This is a genomic window from Natronorubrum sulfidifaciens JCM 14089, from assembly GCF_000337735.1.
Classification (GTDB): Archaea; Halobacteriota; Halobacteria; order Halobacteriales; family Natrialbaceae; genus Natronorubrum; species Natronorubrum sulfidifaciens.
On sequence record NZ_AOHX01000030.1, the window covers coordinates 61,680 to 80,185 of the forward strand.

16 protein-coding genes are annotated in these 18,506 nt (G+C 63.1%); 10 read left to right on the forward strand and 6 right to left on the reverse strand.

Annotation, left to right across the window (positions count from 1 at the left end; genetic code table 11):
- The first annotated feature begins 49 nt into the window (after positions 1-49).
- From hemC to C495_RS07025, 5 genes are all read left to right on the forward strand, one after another.
- A complete protein-coding gene (hemC, locus tag C495_RS07005) occupies positions 50-1,168 on the forward strand; it encodes a hydroxymethylbilane synthase (protein ID WP_049890194.1) in 1,119 nt (372 codons plus the stop codon).
- The gene (gene cobA / locus C495_RS07010) at positions 1,169-1,978 is read left to right on the forward strand and encodes a uroporphyrinogen-III C-methyltransferase (protein ID WP_008161345.1); all 810 of its coding nucleotides are present in this window, start codon (positions 1,169-1,171) and stop codon (positions 1,976-1,978) included.
- 10 nt (positions 1,979-1,988) lie between these two features.
- Positions 1,989-2,723 (forward strand): uroporphyrinogen-III synthase, encoded by a 735-nt coding sequence (locus C495_RS07015; protein WP_008161348.1) that lies wholly within the window; start codon positions 1,989-1,991, stop codon positions 2,721-2,723.
- Between the two features lie 119 nt (positions 2,724-2,842).
- Complete coding sequence (locus C495_RS07020) at positions 2,843-3,211, forward strand: hypothetical protein (protein ID WP_008161349.1); 369 nt, start codon at positions 2,843-2,845, stop codon at positions 3,209-3,211.
- Positions 3,212-3,296: 85 nt separating this feature from the next.
- Positions 3,297-4,793 (forward strand): DHHA1 domain-containing protein, encoded by a 1,497-nt coding sequence (locus C495_RS07025; protein WP_008161351.1) that lies wholly within the window; start codon positions 3,297-3,299, stop codon positions 4,791-4,793.
- Here the strand turns inward: C495_RS07025 and C495_RS07030 are convergent.
- Together C495_RS07030 and C495_RS07035 are read right to left on the reverse strand one after the other, a co-directional pair.
- Positions 4,785-5,540, reverse strand: a complete 756-nt coding sequence (locus C495_RS07030; RefSeq protein ID WP_049890195.1) for a PHP-associated domain-containing protein — start codon at positions 5,538-5,540, stop codon at positions 4,785-4,787. The two genes, C495_RS07025 and C495_RS07030, sit on opposite strands and share 9 nt — an antisense overlap.
- A 347-nt stretch (positions 5,541-5,887) precedes the next feature.
- Entirely contained in the window at positions 5,888-6,277 is a 390-nt protein-coding gene (locus C495_RS07035) for a hypothetical protein (RefSeq protein ID WP_008161355.1), read from the reverse strand.
- A gap of 152 nt (positions 6,278-6,429) precedes the next feature.
- Between C495_RS07035 and C495_RS07040 the strand changes: the two genes are divergently transcribed.
- Together C495_RS07040 and C495_RS07045 are read left to right on the forward strand one after the other, a co-directional pair.
- Entirely contained in the window at positions 6,430-6,747 is a 318-nt protein-coding gene (locus C495_RS07040) for a DUF5783 family protein (RefSeq protein ID WP_008161358.1), read from the forward strand.
- 86 nt (positions 6,748-6,833) lie between these two features.
- On the forward strand, positions 6,834-7,193 hold the full coding sequence (locus C495_RS07045; RefSeq protein WP_008161360.1) for a NifU family protein: 360 nt from the start codon (positions 6,834-6,836) through the stop codon (positions 7,191-7,193).
- 81 nt (positions 7,194-7,274) lie between these two features.
- Here the strand turns inward: C495_RS07045 and C495_RS07050 are convergent, their stop codons facing one another.
- Positions 7,275-8,180, reverse strand: coding sequence for a ketopantoate reductase family protein (locus C495_RS07050; RefSeq protein ID WP_008161361.1), 906 nt, complete (start codon positions 8,178-8,180; stop codon positions 7,275-7,277).
- A 46-nt stretch (positions 8,181-8,226) separates the two neighbouring features.
- Positions 8,227-8,520, reverse strand: coding sequence for a DUF7130 family rubredoxin-like protein (locus tag C495_RS07055; protein WP_008161363.1), 294 nt, complete (start codon positions 8,518-8,520; stop codon positions 8,227-8,229).
- A gap of 429 nt (positions 8,521-8,949) precedes the next feature.
- On the opposite strand from C495_RS07055, the gene C495_RS07060 reads away from it, so the two are divergent.
- Positions 8,950-9,858 (forward strand): alpha/beta fold hydrolase, encoded by a 909-nt coding sequence (locus tag C495_RS07060; RefSeq protein WP_008161365.1) that lies wholly within the window; start codon positions 8,950-8,952, stop codon positions 9,856-9,858.
- Between the two features lie 216 nt (positions 9,859-10,074).
- On the opposite strand, the gene C495_RS07065 is transcribed toward C495_RS07060, so the two are convergent.
- Both C495_RS07065 and C495_RS07070 read right to left on the reverse strand, forming a co-directional pair.
- Positions 10,075-15,234: a DNA polymerase II large subunit gene (locus C495_RS07065; RefSeq protein WP_008161367.1), complete on the reverse strand. Its 5,160-nt coding sequence runs from the start codon at positions 15,232-15,234 to the stop codon at positions 10,075-10,077.
- A 1-nt stretch (position 15,235) separates the two neighbouring features.
- On the reverse strand, positions 15,236-15,655 hold the full coding sequence (locus tag C495_RS07070) for a PPC domain-containing DNA-binding protein (RefSeq protein WP_008161369.1): 420 nt from the start codon (positions 15,653-15,655) through the stop codon (positions 15,236-15,238).
- A 198-nt stretch (positions 15,656-15,853) separates the two neighbouring features.
- On the opposite strand from C495_RS07070, the gene C495_RS07075 reads away from it, so the two are divergent.
- Together C495_RS07075 and C495_RS07080 are read left to right on the forward strand one after the other, a co-directional pair.
- A complete protein-coding gene (locus C495_RS07075) occupies positions 15,854-17,449 on the forward strand; it encodes an ABC transporter substrate-binding protein (protein WP_008161371.1) in 1,596 nt (531 codons plus the stop codon).
- A gap of 38 nt (positions 17,450-17,487) precedes the next feature.
- On the forward strand, positions 17,488-18,486 hold the full coding sequence (locus tag C495_RS07080) for an ABC transporter permease (RefSeq protein WP_008161372.1): 999 nt from the start codon (positions 17,488-17,490) through the stop codon (positions 18,484-18,486).
- The last annotated feature ends 20 nt before the right edge of the window (positions 18,487-18,506 follow it).

An 18,506-nucleotide genomic window follows, 5' to 3' on the forward strand; every position in this document is an offset into this window, starting at 1 on the left:
GCGTCCGACAAGCGTGCGCTTTTCATACCCCAAGCGCCGACTGGTGGCTATGAGAACACGCGGATCGTTGCGATTGGCGACACGGGGGTCCACACTCGCCCGGCGACAGGCCTCGCTGGTGCAGGCGGCCCTCGAGGATCGGCGCTACGAGGTCGAACTCGTGACCGTCGACACCACGGGCGATCAGATCAGAGACGAGCTAATCCACCGACTGGGCAAGACGGGGGCGTTCGTCCGCGAACTCGACGAACGCGTCCTCGAGGGCGACCTCGACGGGGCGATCCACTCGATGAAGGACATGCCGACCGAACAGCCCGAAGAGCTGGTGACCGCAGGGGTTCCCGAGCGAGGACCGCCGGGTGACCTACTCATCACACCCGACGGCGCGACGCTCGAGGACCTGCCCGAGGGCGCGACCGTCGGCACCTCGAGTCTCCGCCGACGCGCACAACTCCTCTCGGCGCGTCCCGACCTCGAGGTCGAGCCACTGCGGGGGAACGTCGACACGCGCCTCGAAAAGTTGCTCGCGCCCACACTGCAGGCCGAACACCAGAAGCGATCGGAGGCAGACAAAGAGCGCAAGGGCAACACTGGTGACGATGACTTCGAACCCGAGTTCGACCAGACCGTCGACGACTGGTTCGACGGCCTTTCGGAACTCGAAAAGCAGGCGCTCGGCCGCGAGGTCGACGTCGAGTACGACGCCATCGTGCTCGCACAGGCCGGCCTCGAGCGCAGCGGCTTCGACCACTACGTCGACGCCTATGAACTCCCGACATCGACGTTCGTCCCCGCGCCGGGACAGGGTGCGCTCGCAGTGACGGCGACCGACGGCGAGACGGCCCGCGAGATCCAATCCGTGATCGACCACCCGCGCAGTCGCGTCGAGACGACGGTCGAACGAACCATCCTCGCAGAACTGGGTGGCGGCTGTATCGCGCCGGTCGGCATCTACGCGATCCTGCAAGGCGAGTATGTCCGCGCGACCGTGAACGTCTTCGATCAAGACGGCAAAGAGTCCGTGACCGGCAGCCGGGACCTGCCCGTCGAGAACCACGCCGAAGCGGCCCGCGAGTTCGCCCGGGATCTGGCGGATCGCGGCGCGGCGGAACTGATCGACCAAGCTCGTGATGAGAGCGACGACGAGGACGCACCGGAGGGGACGTAGATGCCAGCGACGGACGCCACTAACGGCATCGCTCCCGAACCCGGAACCGTCTACCTCGTCGGAAGCGGTCCCGGCGACCCCGACCTGCTGACCGTAAAGGCAACGCGGCTGCTCGAGGCAGCCGACGTCGTCCTCCACGACAAACTCCCCGGCCCGAAGATCATCGAGCGCCTGCCCGAAGCCCGGCGCGAGGACGTCGGCAAGCGCGCCGGCGGCGAACGCACGCCCCAGTCGGAGATCAACGAGCGACTCGTCGAACTCGCCCGCGAGGGGAAGTCGGTCGTCCGGCTCAAAGGCGGCGACTCGTTCGTCTTCGGCCGCGGCGGCGAGGAAGCCGAGTATCTGGCTGCCCACGACATCCCGTTCGAGGTCGTCCCCGCCGTCACGTCGGCCATCGCCGCGCCCGCGGTCGCTGGCATTCCGGTCACCCACCGCGATCACGCCTCTTCAGTCTCGTTCGTCACCGGCCACGAGGACCCGACCAAAGACGAGTCGAGCGTCGACTGGGATGCGCTGGCCGCCACCGGCGGCACCATCGTCGTCCTGATGGGCGTCGGTCGGTTGCCAGACTACACGACGGCGCTACTCGAGGCCGGGATGGCCCCCGAGACGCCGGTCGCACTGATCGAACGCGGCACGTGGCCGGGCCAACAGGTTGCGACGGGCACCCTCGAGACCATCGTCGACGTCCGTGACGCCGAAGACATCTCGCCGCCGGCCGTGACCGTGATCGGCGACGTCGCCGGCACCCGCGAGTCGGTCGTCGAGTTCCTTCGGAACGACTACGGCGACACACGCGAGGAGAGCTAGTACGAACGTCATGAGTGACACACCCACCGTCGCCGTCTTTCGCCCGGATGACGACCGCCTCACCGACGCCGTCGCCCTGCTCGAGGGCGTGGGCGCGTCGCCCGTCGCCGACCCGATGTTGGCCGTCGAGGAAACCGACGCGACGCCGCGGACCGACGCCGACTACGTGATCCTCACGAGCAAAACCGGCGCGGAACTCGTCTCCGCGGCCGGCTGGGAACCCGGCGATGCCACCGTCTGTGCGATCGGTCCCGCGACCGCCGACGCGCTCCGCGAGGAGGGCTACACCGTCGATATCGTCCCCGAGAAGTACACCTCGAGCGGCCTCGTCGCGACCCTCGAGGACGACGTCGACGGCGCACGCATCGAGGTCGCCCGCAGCGACCACGGCAGCGCGGTCTTGCTCGAGGGCCTCGAGGATGCGGGTGCGTACATCCACGAGACGATCCTCTATCGACTGGTCCGGCCCGAAGGCAGCGGTGAGTCGGCCGAGTTGGCCGCCGCCGGCGAACTCGACGCCGCCTGCTTTACGTCGTCGCTGACCGTCGAGCACTTCCTCGAGGCCGCCGCCGCCCGTGGTGTGCGCGAGGAGGCGCTCGCCGGACTCGAGGACGTGATGGTCGGCGTCATCGGCAAGCCGACGGCCGACACCGCCGCCGCGCTGGGGATCGACATCGACGTCGTCCCCGCGGATGCCACCTTCGAGGCACTCGCACGCGAGACGCTCGAGGCGACTCGCGAATAGAGCAAACGCAACCGGCGGTTCGTGCTCGAGTCCGTAACAGCGCGACTGTTATTTACACACAAACCAGCACTCGCAAGCTTAGTCCTCACGCTCGCTCGAGCCTGTATAGCGACTATAAGATGGCAGTCGCAACGTCGCTCTCACGGAAACTCGATCCGCCGGCGTCGGTCGGACTCCGACGGGCGTTTTTCGTCCTCTGGAGTATCGACACGGTTGCTGCAACGCTGTTCTTTCTGGTCCCGTACGCAACCGAACTCAATCCCGTCACCGTCTTCTTCTACGGCCTGTTCGGCCTCCCCGGTGTCGTTCTCGCGGCCGTCTGCTATGCCGGGCTCGTAATCGGCATCGGTCACGTGCTTTCGGACCCGCTCGACGTCCGGTTCGTGGTCGTCGTCGTCCTCCTCTACGTCGTGCTCGTGACGAACAACGTCGTCCTGTTGCTCGCTCGCGAAGCGCCGCTGGAACTCCTCATCCTCGTCGCCGCCTGACTGGCGTTCGAGTCCGACCGAACCACAGACGCCACGACGATCTAGACCGCAACTTTATGAGCCAAGCCGGCCCAACGGTAGCTCGATGGCTGGGCCGATTCCCGAACTCGAGGAGTGTGCAACGCGCTGTGCAAGGCGGCTCGCTGAAGCCGACCGCGTCCTGTTAGCCTCACACATCGATGCCGACGGACTGACCAGCGCCGCGATCGCCACACAGGCGCTCGAGCGGGCACGGATTCCCTTCGAGACGGTCTTCGAGAAACAACTCGACGCAGACGCGATCGCGGCGATCGCGGCGACCGAGTACGACACCGTCCTCTTTACCGACTTCGGGAGCGGCCAACTCGATATCATCAGCGAGTACGAAGCCGACAACGCGTTCACCCCGGTGATCGCGGACCACCACCAGCCGGCGACGATCGACGACGACGGCGAGTCGGTCCGCGTCGACACCGACTACCACCTCAACCCGCTGCTGTTCGGCATCAACGGCGCGTCCGAACTTTCCGGCGCCGGCGCGAGCTACGTCCTCGCGCGCGCACTCGCCGCAGTCGCAGACCTGCCGCCGGACGAGTCGATCGCGACCGACGGCGGAACAACTACTGCTGCCCGCGCGGACAACCGCGATCTCGCCGCGCTGGCCGTCGTCGGTGCCGTCGGTGACATGCAGGCCTCCGGCGGCGAACTCCACGGTGCGAACGCGAAGATCGTCGCCGAGGGCGTCGACGCCGGCGTCCTCGAGACCGGCAAGGACCTCGCACTGTACGGCAAACAGACCCGGCCCCTGCCGAAACTGCTCGAGTACGCCACCGATGTCCACATTCCCGGCATCTCGAACGACCAAAACGGCGCGTTGCGCTTTCTCGACGGCCTCGACCTCGAGTTGAAACGCGACGGCGAGTGGCGACGCTGGGCGAGTCTCACGAACGACGAGAAACAGACCGTCGCCAGCGCGCTTGTTAGACGAGCCGTCTCGAGTGGCGTTCCGGCGACGAAGATCGACGGGCTCGTCAGCACAGCGTACGTCCTGCCCGACGAACCCGTCGGCACCGAACTCCGGGATGCAAGCGAGTTCTCGACGCTGCTCAACGCGACCGCGCGTTACGAACGCGCCGATGTCGGTCTCGGCGTCTGTCTCGGTGATCGAGGAGAGGCGCTCGAGCGGGCCCGAAAGCTCCTGCGCGATCACCGGCGTAACCTCTCCGAAGGAATCGATCTGGTCACGCAAGAGGGCGTCACCCACGAAGATCACCTTCAGTGGTTCCACGCGGGCGATCGCATCCGCGAGACGATCGTCGGCATCGTCGCGGGGATGGCGATGGGGAATCAGGGGATCAGTCGCTCGAAGCCGATCATCGCCTTCGCCGACAAAGACGACGAGCACGTCAAGGTCTCGGCCCGTGGCACCCACAGTCTCGTCCGAAACGGCCTCGACCTCTCCGTCGTCGTCGGCGAGGCCTCGAGAGCTGTCGGCGGCGATGGCGGCGGCCACGACGTGGCTGCCGGGGCAACGGTTCCGAAAGGAGACGAAGACGCGTTTCTCGAACGGGCAAACGCGATCGTCGGCGAGCAGCTATCCTGAGCGGTCCATCGACGCCGGCACCGTCGGCACCAGCGGCGCACGCGAGGTGAGCAGATACGCCGACTTTCGGACAGCCCCTTTGGTGTACTGAATCGTGCTCTTGTGGATCGGCGTGCGTTTCCCCCGGATCAGGGTGCGTCCCTCGAGGATCGCTTCGACGAGGTCGTCGCCGTCGATAGCGGCTTTCGTCGGATTCGAAGTATCGGGACTAACGAGGATTTCGGTGTAGGCTTTGCCGACGTTCGGGAGATAGTGAGCGTCGCTCGCGCCGATTTCCGGATAGCCACGTCGCCGGGCGAACGTCCGGGCACGACGATTTCGGTAGCCAGTGAAGACCATCGAGTTGTACGTCTCGATCGCGTCGGCGTCTTTGATATGACGTTTGCGGACGCCGTGGCGGCTGCGCTGGAAGGGATGGGGAACGATAGCGATTCCGCCCAGTTCGCGGACGGTTTCGACGGTGTCCATGAACGGCTGCCCTGGATCTGGTCGTTGTTCGACACCAATTGCCAGCAGATGGCCGTGGCGGGTCGAGACTTCGACTCCCGGAATGCCGACCAGTCCGTACTCCGGGGCGAGTTCAGCAGCACGGAGTGACTCACTGATCTCGTCGTGGTCGGTGATGACGACGCCGTCGAGGCCGATGTCTGCCGCGTGTTCTAAGATGAGTTCGATCGGTTCGTGGCCGTCATACGAGTCATCCGAATGCACATGGAAGTCGATAGCAAAGGGGATCTGAGCTGTCATAGGACCATTTCGAGGCTGTCGCGTCCGAGTATCTATTCTGCTGATGGAGTATAAGCACTCCGCCAGTCGTCATAGCACTGATTTAGTATCGCACTATATGGTTTACAAAGTGAGTGTTTCGTGGCGATTCTGCTGAACGTGGTCGCTTCCCCAACGCAACTCGAGGAATGACGAGACGGTCGCGAGACTCGATGTCGTCGATCTCACAAATGCGTAATCTCCCGTTTACCGCCCCAACAGTGTCTTGACCGGCCGGTCGGTCACGTGGCTCGAGACGGGGCAGACGGTCTGCTGTGGGTACTGCCCGCCCGTCACCGACGCTGCCCGTGGTCGGGACGTAGCCCGCATCAGCCCTTCGGGGTGAGGTCGTCCGGGATAACATCGGAGAATCGCACTCGCTCGAGAACGTCACGAACCTCACCGTGATCGGCTGGCTCGTCAATGGAGTCATGAATGCGATGCATACACTCGAGGATGCCCGTGACGGCGGCCCGTCGAGTCGAGACCCGACCGATCGCTTCAGTGATCGTCCAGTCAGTGAGGGCGTAGCGATAGCGAAGTTCCCAACAGCGACCGAGTCCGAGTCCGGGATGGGACCGGTCGGCAGACGTCCGATCGGCGACGAGTTCGATGGCTGGCTGGCGATGACGATAGACGAACTGGTCGTCACAGCAGTCAGCAGGCCCCCATCCGGGAGGGAGCTTGTCGCGTGGAATGGGGGGATGATCGGGGGACATGTAACTCTCTGTGAAGCCCGTGACGGAGTGTCGGTTCCGCTTGCGTACGCATCGTCGGTATGTAGGCACCCCATACCGAATCAGCGCACTGTCATCACCGCCGAGACGGACCGATCGTCCGACTTTTGTCGTCGCTTCACCTCTACTCGAGTATGGCCGATTTCGATCCCGAGCAGTTCGAAGACAAGTACGCGAACTACTTCCCCGAACTCCAGCAGGCGTACAAGAACGCGTTCAACCGCATGAACGAACAGTACGACTCCGAGCTCGTCCACGCGATCGACCAGCAGGTGTTGAACGAGAGCGAGCCGTTCTACGAAGGGGATGGAACGTTCCGGATCGAGCTTCCCGACGAACCGTACGGGCGGCTTACAGGCGTCCTCGTCGAGGAAGACCGGTTCGAACAGGTCCTCGAGCGCCACGTTTCGGAGATCGAAACCGAACTCGAGCGGATCTTCGGATTTAACTAACGACAGGTGCCACAGGCCGACATCGCCGTTGACGAGCGATTGCGGATGACGGAAGGTTTAGGGGTGCGCACACCCAAGGGTGGCCTATGAGTACCGAGACCCAGAACGACGGGGACGACCTCGAGGAGCGCGTCGCGAACTTCCTGCGTCGAAACTTCCCGCAGATTCAGATGCACGGCGGCAGCGCGGCGATTCAGGATCTCAACCGCGAGACCGGTGAGGTCAGTATCGCACTCGGTGGCGCCTGCAGTGGCTGTGGGATCTCGCCGATGACGATTCAGGCGATCAAGAGCCGCATGGTCAAAGAAATCCCCGAGATCGAGAAAGTCCACGCACACACCGGCGCTGAGGGCGGCAGCGATATGGGTGGCATGAGCCCATCGTTCCCCGGCGAGACCGTCGACGACGACGGCGAAGCGGACGAAGGCCCCGAAGCTCCGTTCTAACGTTTTCGAGCCCCGATACTGTTGTTTATCACATCGACCAGCAGCGTCGCGCACGGCTGGGTCGGCGTGTTCGAAAGCGAGTCAGCGCACGCCGACCCCGCGTTCCCACGTTCGCACCAGCGTCGTGAGAATCCGGTTCGTCGGGACCTCGAGACCCTGCTGGACGGCCCGGTCGACCACGTAGCCGTTGATCGCGTCGATCTCGGTGCGGCGTTCCGTGAGGACGTCTTGGCGCATCGAGGACGTGTTCGTGGCCGTGTCGGTCGCGACGGACTCCATGCTGGCGACGGCCGCTCGAGTCGAAAGTGAGACGTCACACGACCGTGCGACTCGTGCGGTCTCGCGGGCCGCTGCCCGTGCGAGGGTGTCTGCCGGCGGCTCGAGGACGGCGCCGTTTTCGGTATTCGTCAGCGCCGTCACGGCGTTGATCCCGGCGTTAACCGCGAGTTTTTCCCAAAGTCGACGGGGCATATCGGTGGCGACGGTCGTCTCGAGGCCGGCCGCAGCGAACAGGTCACCGATTCGATCCGCAAGCTCCGAGCGACCGCCCGCTCGGGCACCGAGCACGACATCGCCGATGCCAGTGCACTCGACGACGCCGGGTTCTTGTAAGATCGCCCCGTAGGAGGCGGTTCCGGCGAGGACTGGACACGCGAGCGCGTCAGCGAGCGTCTCCTCGTTGCCCATCCCGTTTTGTACGGAAAGGACGATGTCGTACGACCCTGTCGCAAGCGTCTCGGCGGCCGCAGCGGTGTCGAACGCTTTGACCGTCACAATCGCGAGGTCGGCCTCGAGCCCTCGCCCATCGGTCGTGGCGGTCGGGTTGATCGTGGCCTCGAGTTCCCCGCGCACCTCGAGTCCCGTCTCGCCGACGGCGCTGGCGTGAGGGGCGCGCGCGACGAGCGTGACTTCGTTGGACGGGGCGGACGCGAGTACGCCGCCGATGAGACTCCCGAGGCTGCCGGCTCCGAACACGACGATCTCCATGGCTAGTGGCTGTACCGACTCGAGCGCGATAAAAACGGGTTTCGACCTAGTCTTCGGTCCAGTAGTACAGTTCCTCCCGGCCGGCACCACAGGATGGGCAGGTGTCTGGCAAGTCGTGATCGAGCGGCTCCATCTCGCCACATTCGAGACAGCGCCACATCAGGTGGGCCTCACCGAACTCGTGTCCCGAGCGGACGTGTTCGATGCTCATTCCCTCGAAGCCGTCGCGAAGCGTGATGTAAAATCCCTCTTCGTCGAAGCCACGGATCTGGCCGATTTTGTCCCCGTTTTCGGTGTAGACGTCCGTTCCGAATCCGAGGCGTGGTCGTTCTGTGGCCATAGCTAGACCGACACCCCGACAGATCATAAAGGCGGGACAGGAGACAGAAAGGTCGACTGCTATAGTGATAAACTACTGAACGCGATATAGAATACTCGAGGAGGGTCCACGGACGAGAGATCTCGTCGAATACATGACAATCTATCCCACGGTAATAGAAAACAATATACATCCCCCGTCCAGAGAAGTGGTCGTGATAGTTGGTCGTACCACTGGCGCGTCTGCCGGGACGCTCCCAGTCGAACCGCGTTGTCTCGAATCAGTCCGAGCGGGGTCCCAGTCGGTTACCAACGGTGGCATGGCCGACGAGAGTGTCGGACGATCGGCACATCTGCGTCCTTCAACCCCCTCTACGGATAGTCATACCAGTCGCCAGCAACTCGCCGACGCAGTATCGGTTGGCCATCACGGTGATGGCGTGACCCACGGATGACCGGAACCGGTGTCGCTACCGTCGGCAACTGCCGGATCGCCTACCGACGGGCAGGAACGAGCGGCCCGCCGGTCGTCCTCTGTCACGGTGCCGGAATCGACGACGCAACGGTCTCGTGGCGACACACCATCGATGCTCTCGCCGAGGACTACCAGGTATACGGAATCGACTGGCCGGAGTACGGCAACAGCACGGGCAGTGTCTCTCACACCCTCGAGACGTACGTCGACGTTCTCGAGGGCTTTCTCGAGACGCTCCCCTACGAGCGCGTCTCGCTGGCTGGCATCTCGATGGGTGGCGGGGCAACGCTCGGCTACGCACTCAGACATCCCGACCGCGTCGAGCAGTTGGCGCTCGTGGACAGCTACGGCCTCGGCGGCCGCCTTCCGAGTGCGCTCCCCTGGAAGCTGCTCGGCCAGATCCCCGGCATCACAGAGTTCGGAAAGATCGCCTGTAGCGTCTCGAGTGAGAGCGTTCGCATGGTCCTCGACAGTCTCGTCGCCGACGCCAGCGAACTGCCCGAGCCGTTCGTCGAAGACGTCAGGACAAAGCTCATGGAACCGGGATCGATTCAGGCGTTCAAGCAGTTCCAGCGCAACGAGCTCTCGTTCAACGGCCGCGTCGCGACGAACTTCGTCGACGACCTCGAGTCACTGACCGTCCCAACGCTGCTCGTCCACGGCAGAGACGACCCGCTCGTCCCCGTCGAATGGTCGATCCGCGCCGCGAAGCGACTGCCCGACGCCGAACTGGATCTGGTGGGCAACTGTGGCCACTGGACCCCACGGGAACGCCCAAAACGGTTCAACCAGAGTCTCCGCGAATGGCTCCCGGATCATCGACACACGCCGCAGATACAGTATCCAAAAGGACAGATTCCGGGGTTGACTCGAGCCAGTGACTGAGGGGGCTGGTGTCTCGAGTTTCCGGCACTGACCGAACGGAGTCCAGACGACTGATCCGGTCACGAGATCGGCGTCTGGCCGGGGTGAGCGTCGACCAACGTGGTTCTTACGGCCCTCCGGAGGGACACGCCGCCGAACTACACGAGGGCCGCAGAGTCGAACGGCCCACCCGATCACGAGCGCTGCAGTCTCTCGAAGGCGTGCCCTCGAGACAAGCTACATGAAATCTTCGATGCCCGACTGCTTGTTCTTGTCATTTTCGAAGATGCTCTCGAGCGAGCGTTCTAAGACCTCGAGGCGCTGTTTCGTGTAATCGCGGCAGTCGTACTCGTCGGCGACCTGAATCGCCGTCTGCATGTACTTGTTCACCGAGCCCTCGTGGACGGTGAGGTTGACCCGACCACCGCATTCGCGACAATCGCCAGTCAACGGCATCCGCCGGAACTTCTCGCCACAGTCGAGACAGCGGGTTTCCTGTCGCGAAAAGGCACGGAGGTTGCCGATCAGATCCGGCAGGAAGTGGCCTTCGATAACCCGTTCGGCAACGTCAGTCTCGTCGACCGACTCGAGTTTGCGCGAGAGCTCGAGCTGGGCGTCCATCTTGTCCATCATCGAGCCCAGTGTCTTGTAGGCGGAGAGGTCGGGCCCCATCGCGATGTCGGTGGTGTCGTGAGTGTGCTCGAAACCGGTGTACTCGCCGTCGGTGCCGAGGGTGTCCTCGCCGATCTGGATCTCGACTGATTCGGGATCGGCCTGCTCGCGGGTCGCCAGATAGAACTCACGGGGATACTGCGAGACGATGTCCATGTTGTGGGCCTCGTCGTCGATCTCGGAGGGATCGATTCGCGAGGACATGACGAGGGGAGCGTCCATCTTCCCCCCACGCTGATCTGGCAAGAACGATTTGCTAAAGTTAAGCAATCCGTCAAGCAGCAACATGACGCAGTCTTCGTCGCCGTCACATTGCTTTTGGGACATGTTGTTCGCGACAAGCGAGTGTGTCTCGGAAACGGTGAGACAGTACACTGAGTCGACAGTCGATTCGACATATTCGACCGACGAAATCGATTCAACGAGATACGCGTCGTCGCCGCCATCAAAGACGCGACGACCCGTTGGCACGATATTCTCGACGTGTGACTGCAATCGACTGTCTTTTCGAGACAAGTGAAAGCCCACAGTCTCAGCGAACTGCATCGCGTCCTCGGACGATATCTCGAGGACGTACGATGTCGCAGTCATCGACGGATCGTCGATTTCATAGAATTCCGGGAACTTCTCACAGAGGGGAACCGGGTCGGTGATCGTAACCCGGCCACAGATTCCGAGCCGGCTCAGTAATGCGAGGAGGTCTTCTTTGAGTTCGCTACTGACTGTGGTTGCTGAGACCAACAGCGCGTTTGCATCGACACCGCCGTCGCCGCTGAAATAGCCTCGAAGATAGGCAGCGATAACCTCGTCGGCTGCATCGAACAGTGGCTGTGGAACACGTTTGGTCTCGGCAAAGATTCCCGCCTCGAGCACCGAATCGAAGAACGCACGGAGAAGTCGCCCCGAAGCGGTTACTTTGGCGTCGTTTTCGTGGTACGGTTCGACACCGAACTCGTCCCGAAGCACATCGACGTAGAACTCGCGAGCCTCGGCTTCGGTGCCACAGATCGTCGTTTGATGAATCGTGCCTTTCGGCGTCGCTTGTGCTCGGGCGAATCCTTCGGCAGCGTAGTAGCCAAGCAACGTTCCAACGCGTTCGTTGAGTGTAACGTGTCGATCGATTTCGGTCCGGTCGTGTCGCATCCCAAGACTGACGTCGTCCGGAACGAACTCGAGGAAGGCCTCGCGAGAGTCGAACAGGTCGAGCAACAGATCAGCAGGGAAACTCTCCCGATACAGATAGTTACTGAACGTTTTCTTGCTCAGTCCGAAGTAGTCGGCCGTGCTCGTAAGCGGATAGAACGTCCCGTCCCACTCGGGGCTGATCGTCTCCTCGAAGCGTTCGTACAGTCGGTCCTTCTCGAGTCCTTTGATCATCAGCCGAGAGCTGTCGACAGTGTCGATATCGAGGAATTCCTCGAGAAGGTCAAAGGTGTGCGGTTCGGTGTCTGTATCGACGATGTCGAGGTGTTCGGGGACGACCGCGTGATCCGCCGTCGTGAGTTCAGACGCCCGTTTCGACCGGAGTTCCCCATCTTCGTAGACGTGGACGTCGTGATCAGGAGTGAGCGTGATTTCGCGGCCACTTCGCGTCTCGTAGCGAACGAGATGGTCCGGTGCTGGATGTTTTGAGACCGCTTCAACCGGCTTTCGTGAAAGGCTCCCGGCATCATCAATCGACGGAACGGTGACGTTCCCATCGAGTTCCTGAACGAGCGTTCCGAAGTCGTCCTGTTCGGGATCAGTTAACCGGGTTTCGACGAGCGTCTCGATCGGTTCGTGATGCCACTCGTCGGCTTCGTCCTGATACCAGACTTTTGTCTCGGGATGGAAGCAGTTGCGTCGCTTGGCGGCGTGAAAGTACGGATGTGCGTAGCCGACGGCTGCGGTCGTAAAACCAATCACTCGTCCGACAGTTGCCGCGCTCGTGTGCGGTGCCATTCCGAACACCAACTCGCCGACGAGGTCCTGTCGGTCCTCGAACTCGTAGAACCGCTCGAGGCCGTAGTACTGCTCGAGCAGATCGTCGATGAAGGCGGCAGTCTGCAGCATGAACTCGGCTGCACCATCCGAGAGGACGATATCCTGGACTTTGAGTTCGACCAGCTGGTCCTCGTGGGTCAGTGGGTCGCCGTGGATGTCTTCTTCGTAGCCAAGTGCCTGCAGCTGGCCGACGTCGATATCGAGTTCGCTGGCCCGAACCGACGTGACGGGCAGGTCGGTCATGTCGTAGCGGATGGTGCCGTCTTTGAACGAGCTCACGTCGTGTTTCGCGCGGAGGACCCCTTTCTCGATGGGCTCGGGGATTTTATTCGCGGAGGAGAGTCCCTTGACGCCTTTGAGGATCTCGAAGGCGTTCTCGCGTTCGCCAACCGACTCTAAGGCGTTGCGATACTCCTCGTGAATATCGACCTCGCGAGATTCGACACAGGTGGCCTCGCGGTCACACCGGCCACACTCGACGCGGCCGGCTTCGTCGGGTTCGATTCGCTGGTCGCAGTCGGGACAGCGATAGTCGGGAGTCGTCCGGGTGTTACAGTCAGGACAGCGGTTCTTGAACGTCTCTGTCTCGCAGTTCGGACAGCGTTGGCGACCGATCTGAACCTCGACGACGCCGGGCGTGTCCGACATCGTCTCGGTGTGTTTGGCCGCGTTGGCGACGTTGCGCTGTGCGCCGCCGGCTTCGCCGATGGGAAACAGCGTGTGGACCGGCGGGCTCAGATCGCGCCGTTCGGATTTCTCGGGCCGACCCATTCGGTTGCCGATCCGTGTCGGCGCGCGTTCGCGGACCTTGAAGGGGGCAACCTCGTTGACCGCCTCGATGGCGTTGTCGCCCTCGGCCTCGTGGCCCCACGTGCGAGCGCGCTCGGAGAGGTCGTCGCTGCTCCAGGTGCGCTCGAGTTCGATCGTCGACGCCTGTTCGTGCCCCTCGGGGTCGAGTGTCGCCCCGTCAGTGACCGCTTGTCGGGGCTCACACCCCAGTGTGCGGGCGAACGGTCGCCAGTCGTCGATCTCGATCCGCCCCGCGTCTTCGCGCTGGCGGTGTTCGATGATGAGCGCCTCGAGAGCGTCTCGAGTCGACGCCGTGTACTCGAGGACGAGCGTGCCGTCGTCGTCGGCATCATCCTCGACTCGGCCGTCGGCAACGGCGTCGGCGAGGTCGCAGTAGTGATCGACCGAGAGATCGTGCCAGAGATAGGTGTACTGGGGATGGAGCGGAGCGTCGTACGCCATCGCCCACTCGAGGGCCTGCTCGGCCTCGGGGAACTCGAGGTCGATTCGGGGGTCGTCCTCGAGTGCCTGTATGTCTGCACCCGCGGCGTCCATGTCCTGAATCCACCACTCGGAGACGTAGGAGGCGGGAGCGAGCGGATGGTTGTTCTCGACGAACTCGCCGTAGTTGACCAGATACTCGCCGGTGTCTAAGATCTTCTCGACGCCGTTTCTGATCTCGAGGGCCTCTTCGGGATCGTCGATCCGGCGGACGTCGCCGTTTGCCAGTTTGACCGTGGGGCCGTCGATGCTGTCGACGGGGATGATCCCGTGGGCTTTGCCGGGGCGTTCGGTCTTGATCTGTGTTCCCGTCGCGAGGAAGTCGTCGACCAGATGCATCGTCGCGGGGTGGATGCCGCCGGTCGCAAAGCCGTGGTTACGCGCCCGGCCGTACCGGAGTCGAAAGCCGCCCTTGGCGCTTGGATGGGAGAACACGGGCCGGCCGGCGATCAGGTCGCGAAGGAACTTCGCCGACGGCTCGGCTCGTGGCGGGCCGTCCGACTCGGTGTCACTGTCGTCGTCCGCCGACTCGGCGTCGTCGTCGCTCTCGTCCGACTCGTCGTCGCCGTCGCCCGCATCGGCGTCTTCCTCGTCTGCAGCGCCGCCGTCGGCAGTGTAGTTGCCGTCGATTAAATCCTGAAGCCACGGCCAGTCGACCTCATCGAGGTTTCGGGTGTAACGCTGGATCTTGGGGGCTTTGAGCGCGATCCCCTCCCCGAGGACGAGACACATCCCACCACGGGCGCTGTTGGTGTCGACGCGCTCTAAATCACGGAAACCCGAGACCTCTTCGTCGCCGGTGGCCTCCCCGTCGAGCATGATCGGGAGGTTCTTCGCGATGAACTTGGCCTCCTTCGCTTTCGGCGTATACTGGAGCCCGGTTTCCTTGTCGTAGAGAGCGATCTCTTCGGCGTAACGTTCGATCTCGTCCTGTCTGGCGTTGTACTGTTCGACACCGACGAGCGCGCGCGTGTAGTCGGCCACAAGGACGGAGAGTGCCTGTGCTGTCCCACCCGCCGAACGGATCGGCCCGGCATAGTAGACGTTGACGAACTCGGTGCCGTCGTCGTTCTGGAGGAGTTCGACCCGGTCGATCCCTTCGATGGGGGCGGCGACGACACCCTCGGTCAGGAGCGCGACTGCCGTTCGAACCGCGCCTTCGATCTTCCCTGCTTTCGTCTCGTAATCACCAACTCTGCCTTCGGCGAAGTCTTCTGCGAGTTCGAGGGCAGCCTCCTCACGGGACATCTGTCCCTCGAGTTCACGCACTCGCTCGGCGACGCCGTCGATGCCGAGGATGTTCTCGACGCGGTCGGCCATGTCCTTGGCGACCGGAATTTCGACTTCCGGTTCCGGGTCGCCGCCGCGTTGTTTGGCCCGCTCGGCGACGTCGAACGCCTCGTCTAACTGGTCCTCAAGGCGCTGGAAGTATCGGGTATCTTCCTCGCGCATATCAGAGCCAGAGGTCGAGGTCGGTGGTCTCGTCGTGTTCGCGCACTAACTCCTCCTCAAAGACGCGCATGTAGACCTCACCAGCCCAGACTGTCGCCTCGTTCAGGTGGCCCGCGACGGCGGTACCCTCGGCGTCCGAGAGGACGGCGTGGGTGTGTGCGAATCGGTCGCCATCGAGCAGGGAAACGTTGCCAACACAACTGGCGACCTCGAGTGGCTCGTCGAACTCGATCGGATAGTACTCACAGTCTTTTTGGTCGTAAAACCAGACTTCGGCGTCCTGGACCGCACCGAGGGCGCTAAACCAGGCCGCGTCGGCGTCGATGTCGTTTGCAAGCGACTCGATCTCGGCCCGCCAGTCGGCACCCGTCTCGAGGCGGGCGATATACTCGGCATCCGTCTCGACCGCCCTGTAGTTCATACGTATTATCACTGGGGCCAGAACAAAAATCGCTCCGGTCTTCGGCCCGCCGGCTTGATCCCCCCCGTTCCGGACGGCATCACTGGCCGTGGCGGCGTACAACGGTGGACGAAACTGTACAGATACGGGCACAGTAACAGCTTCTTGTGTGGTGTAGTTCCCTGCTACCAATATGCATGGAACGTGTCCCTCAGCAAGATGGTACACGATCAGTTCACCGCCACGCGACGGCGGGTTCTCACAACAGGTGCAGCGGTCAGTGCAGCCGTGGTTGCTGGCTGTATTGGTGGGGACAACGGCACCGGGGACGGCCTGCTGTATACGCAGGAAGTGAGCCCGGACGGTGACTTCGACCCGGTCGTCGCCTTCGACGCCTACAGCGCCCAGATCAACAACCTCGTCTACAACGGGTTGTACGAGTACGACTTCGATCTGGAGCTCCAGCCCAAGCTCGCGGCCGGCGAACCCGAGGAGGAACGCGACGGCGAACGCTACATCGTCGAACTCGTCGACGGTGCTGAGTTCCACAACGGCGACCCCGTCACCGCCGAGGACGTCGTCCACTCGCTAACCGCGCCGGTCGAAGAGGAGACACAGAACATGCCGACTTACCAGATGATCGACGTCGAGAACACCGAACCCGTCGACGAGGGGACGGTCCAGATCGACCTCGAGCATCCCTACGGCGCGTTTACCGAGATTCAACTCGCCGTAGCGGTCGTCAACGCGTCGGTCAGACAGGAAGACACCGACGCGTACAACACCGATCCGGTGGGGTCGGGACCGTTTACGTTCGTGGACTGGGCCTCCGACGAGTACGTCGAGATCGAGCGTTGGGACGACTACTGGGGCGATCCCCAGCCCGAACTCGAGTCGGTCCGGTTCGAGGCGGCCGAAGACGACGCCGGCCGGGTGTCGCAGATCCTCGCGGGCGATACGGACGCGATCGCAACCGTCCCGCCGGAAGACTGGGACCAACTCGAGGGCGAAGACGGCATCGAGGTCTACCGGGCAGAGAGTCCGTCGTACATGTACGTCGCGTTCAACTGCAACGACGGCGGAACGACCGATCCGGACGTCCGCCGTGGCATCGCACACGCGTTCTCGCTGGACGACTTCGTCGAACAGAATCTGGGCGAGAGTGCAACCGCACTCGAGTCACCGATTCCGCCGATCGTGGACGAACTGGGCTGGGAGTTTCCCACCGACGAGTGGGCAGAGACATCCCCCGGATACGATCCCGAGTTGGCACAGGAGTTGCTCGATGGGGCCGCACCCGACGACTGGAACCCGACGATCATCGTCCCCCCGGACGACGTCCGGATCGCACTCGGCGAACAGATCGCGTCCCGACTGGACGAACTCGGCTACGACGCGGAGGTCCAGAGCCTCGACTTTGCGACGCTTGGCGAGACCTACGTCACCGGCGATGCGGACGACTACGAAATGTACATCCTCGGCTGGACCGGCGGCCCGGACCCGGACGTCTACCTCTACAACCTGTTCCACGAGGACAACGAAGGAATCGCACAGGGACACTTCTACGAGGGCAGCGACGACTTCCACGACGACATCATGGCAGCCCGTGAGAGCGTCGATCAGGACGAACGTCGCGAGCTGTACATCGACATCGTCGACGAAATCGTCGAGGAGGTGCCGGTGATCGCCGCCTACTCCGAACACAACACGATCGCGGCGCAAGACTACGTGCAGGGTCTCGAGCCCCACCCATCGGTGTCGTACAACCCGCGGCTCGTCTCCGACGAGACCACCGTCAGTCTCGAGGACGGGTAACGCCTCCGACACCTGAACTGAACCCACCCGGCAAACGAATGGGACTATTCAGATACACGATCTTCCGGCTGCTGCAGGCGATCCCCGTCTTGATCGGGATCTCCATCATCACGTTCGCGCTGGCGAATCTGGCTCCGGGCGATCCCGTCCGGCTCATGCTACAAGGGCAGGAAGTCGACGAAGAACTCATCAGGACGATCGAGGCACGCTACGGGCTCGACCAGCCGGTCCACGTCCGCTACTGGAACTACATGACCGGGCTCGTTCAGGGCGATCTGGGCTACAGTATCCACCGTCGCCGCCCGGTCGCCGACCTCATGCTCGAGCGGGCCGGCCCGACGCTGTTGTTGGTGCTGTCGGCGTACGTCTTCGCGCTCGCGACGGCGATCCCGCTGGGCGTGCTCGCCGCGAAGCGACGGAACAAGCCAGCCGACCACGTTTCGCGGATCGTCGCGCTCGTCGGCGTCAGCACGCCGTCGTTCTGGATCGGCATCATGCTGATCATCGTCTTCGCGGTCCAACTCGGTGTCCTGCCCTCGGCCGGGCTGGTGTACCCGTGGCAGCCGCCCGAGGCGGCGGGTCACAGCGGCTACATCGAACACTGGATCGAGTCGATCAGACACCTGATCCTGCCGATGATCGCACTCGGCACGCTCCAGATGGCGACGCTGATGCGGGTCGAGCGAACGCAGATGATCGAGTCGTTACAACAGGAGTACGTCACACTCGCCCGTGCCTACGGCGTGCCCGAACGGACGATCCTCCGCAAGCACGCGTTCCGGTCGGCACAGCTCCCCATTATCACGATCGTCGGGCTCAACCTCTCGACGGCGCTGGGTGGTGCGGTGTTGATCGAGACCGTCTTCGCGATCAACGGGATGGGCCGGCTGTTCATCGAGGCCATTCAGCAACTGGACTACCAGCTCGTGATGGGGATTACGATGGTGCTCGGGGCGATCTTCGTGATCGGCGTCGTCATCACGGACATCTCCTATGCGTACATCGATCCGCGAGTGACCTACGGTGATCGTGAGTGAGTATGACCGGAGGTGAGTAC

What these genes read in the sequence shown, in the direction of transcription:
- C495_RS07020 (WP_008161349.1), top strand. Translation starts at nt 2,843, where the DNA reads ATGGCAGTCGCAACGTCGCTCTCACGGAAACTCGATCCGCCGGCGTCG.
- C495_RS07050 (WP_008161361.1), bottom strand. Translation starts at nt 8,180, where the DNA reads ATGGAGATCGTCGTGTTCGGAGCCGGCAGCCTCGGGAGTCTCATCGGC.
- C495_RS07015 (WP_008161348.1), top strand. Translation starts at nt 1,989, where the DNA reads ATGAGTGACACACCCACCGTCGCCGTCTTTCGCCCGGATGACGACCGC.
- C495_RS07040 (WP_008161358.1), top strand. Translation starts at nt 6,430, where the DNA reads ATGGCCGATTTCGATCCCGAGCAGTTCGAAGACAAGTACGCGAACTAC.
- C495_RS07055 (WP_008161363.1), bottom strand. Translation starts at nt 8,520, where the DNA reads ATGGCCACAGAACGACCACGCCTCGGATTCGGAACGGACGTCTACACC.
- C495_RS07080 (WP_008161372.1), top strand. Translation starts at nt 17,488, where the DNA reads ATGGGACTATTCAGATACACGATCTTCCGGCTGCTGCAGGCGATCCCC.
- hemC (WP_049890194.1), top strand. Translation starts at nt 50, where the DNA reads ATGAGAACACGCGGATCGTTGCGATTGGCGACACGGGGGTCCACACTC.
- C495_RS07035 (WP_008161355.1), bottom strand. Translation starts at nt 6,277, where the DNA reads ATGTCCCCCGATCATCCCCCCATTCCACGCGACAAGCTCCCTCCCGGA.
- C495_RS07045 (WP_008161360.1), top strand. Translation starts at nt 6,834, where the DNA reads ATGAGTACCGAGACCCAGAACGACGGGGACGACCTCGAGGAGCGCGTC.
- C495_RS07025 (WP_008161351.1), top strand. Translation starts at nt 3,297, where the DNA reads ATGGCTGGGCCGATTCCCGAACTCGAGGAGTGTGCAACGCGCTGTGCA.
- cobA (WP_008161345.1), top strand. Translation starts at nt 1,169, where the DNA reads ATGCCAGCGACGGACGCCACTAACGGCATCGCTCCCGAACCCGGAACC.
- C495_RS07070 (WP_008161369.1), bottom strand. Translation starts at nt 15,655, where the DNA reads ATGAACTACAGGGCGGTCGAGACGGATGCCGAGTATATCGCCCGCCTC.
- C495_RS07065 (WP_008161367.1), bottom strand. Translation starts at nt 15,234, where the DNA reads ATGCGCGAGGAAGATACCCGATACTTCCAGCGCCTTGAGGACCAGTTA.
- C495_RS07075 (WP_008161371.1), top strand. Translation starts at nt 15,854, where the DNA reads ATGGTACACGATCAGTTCACCGCCACGCGACGGCGGGTTCTCACAACA.
- C495_RS07060 (WP_008161365.1), top strand. Translation starts at nt 8,950, where the DNA reads ATGACCGGAACCGGTGTCGCTACCGTCGGCAACTGCCGGATCGCCTAC.
- C495_RS07030 (WP_049890195.1), bottom strand. Translation starts at nt 5,540, where the DNA reads ATGACAGCTCAGATCCCCTTTGCTATCGACTTCCATGTGCATTCGGAT.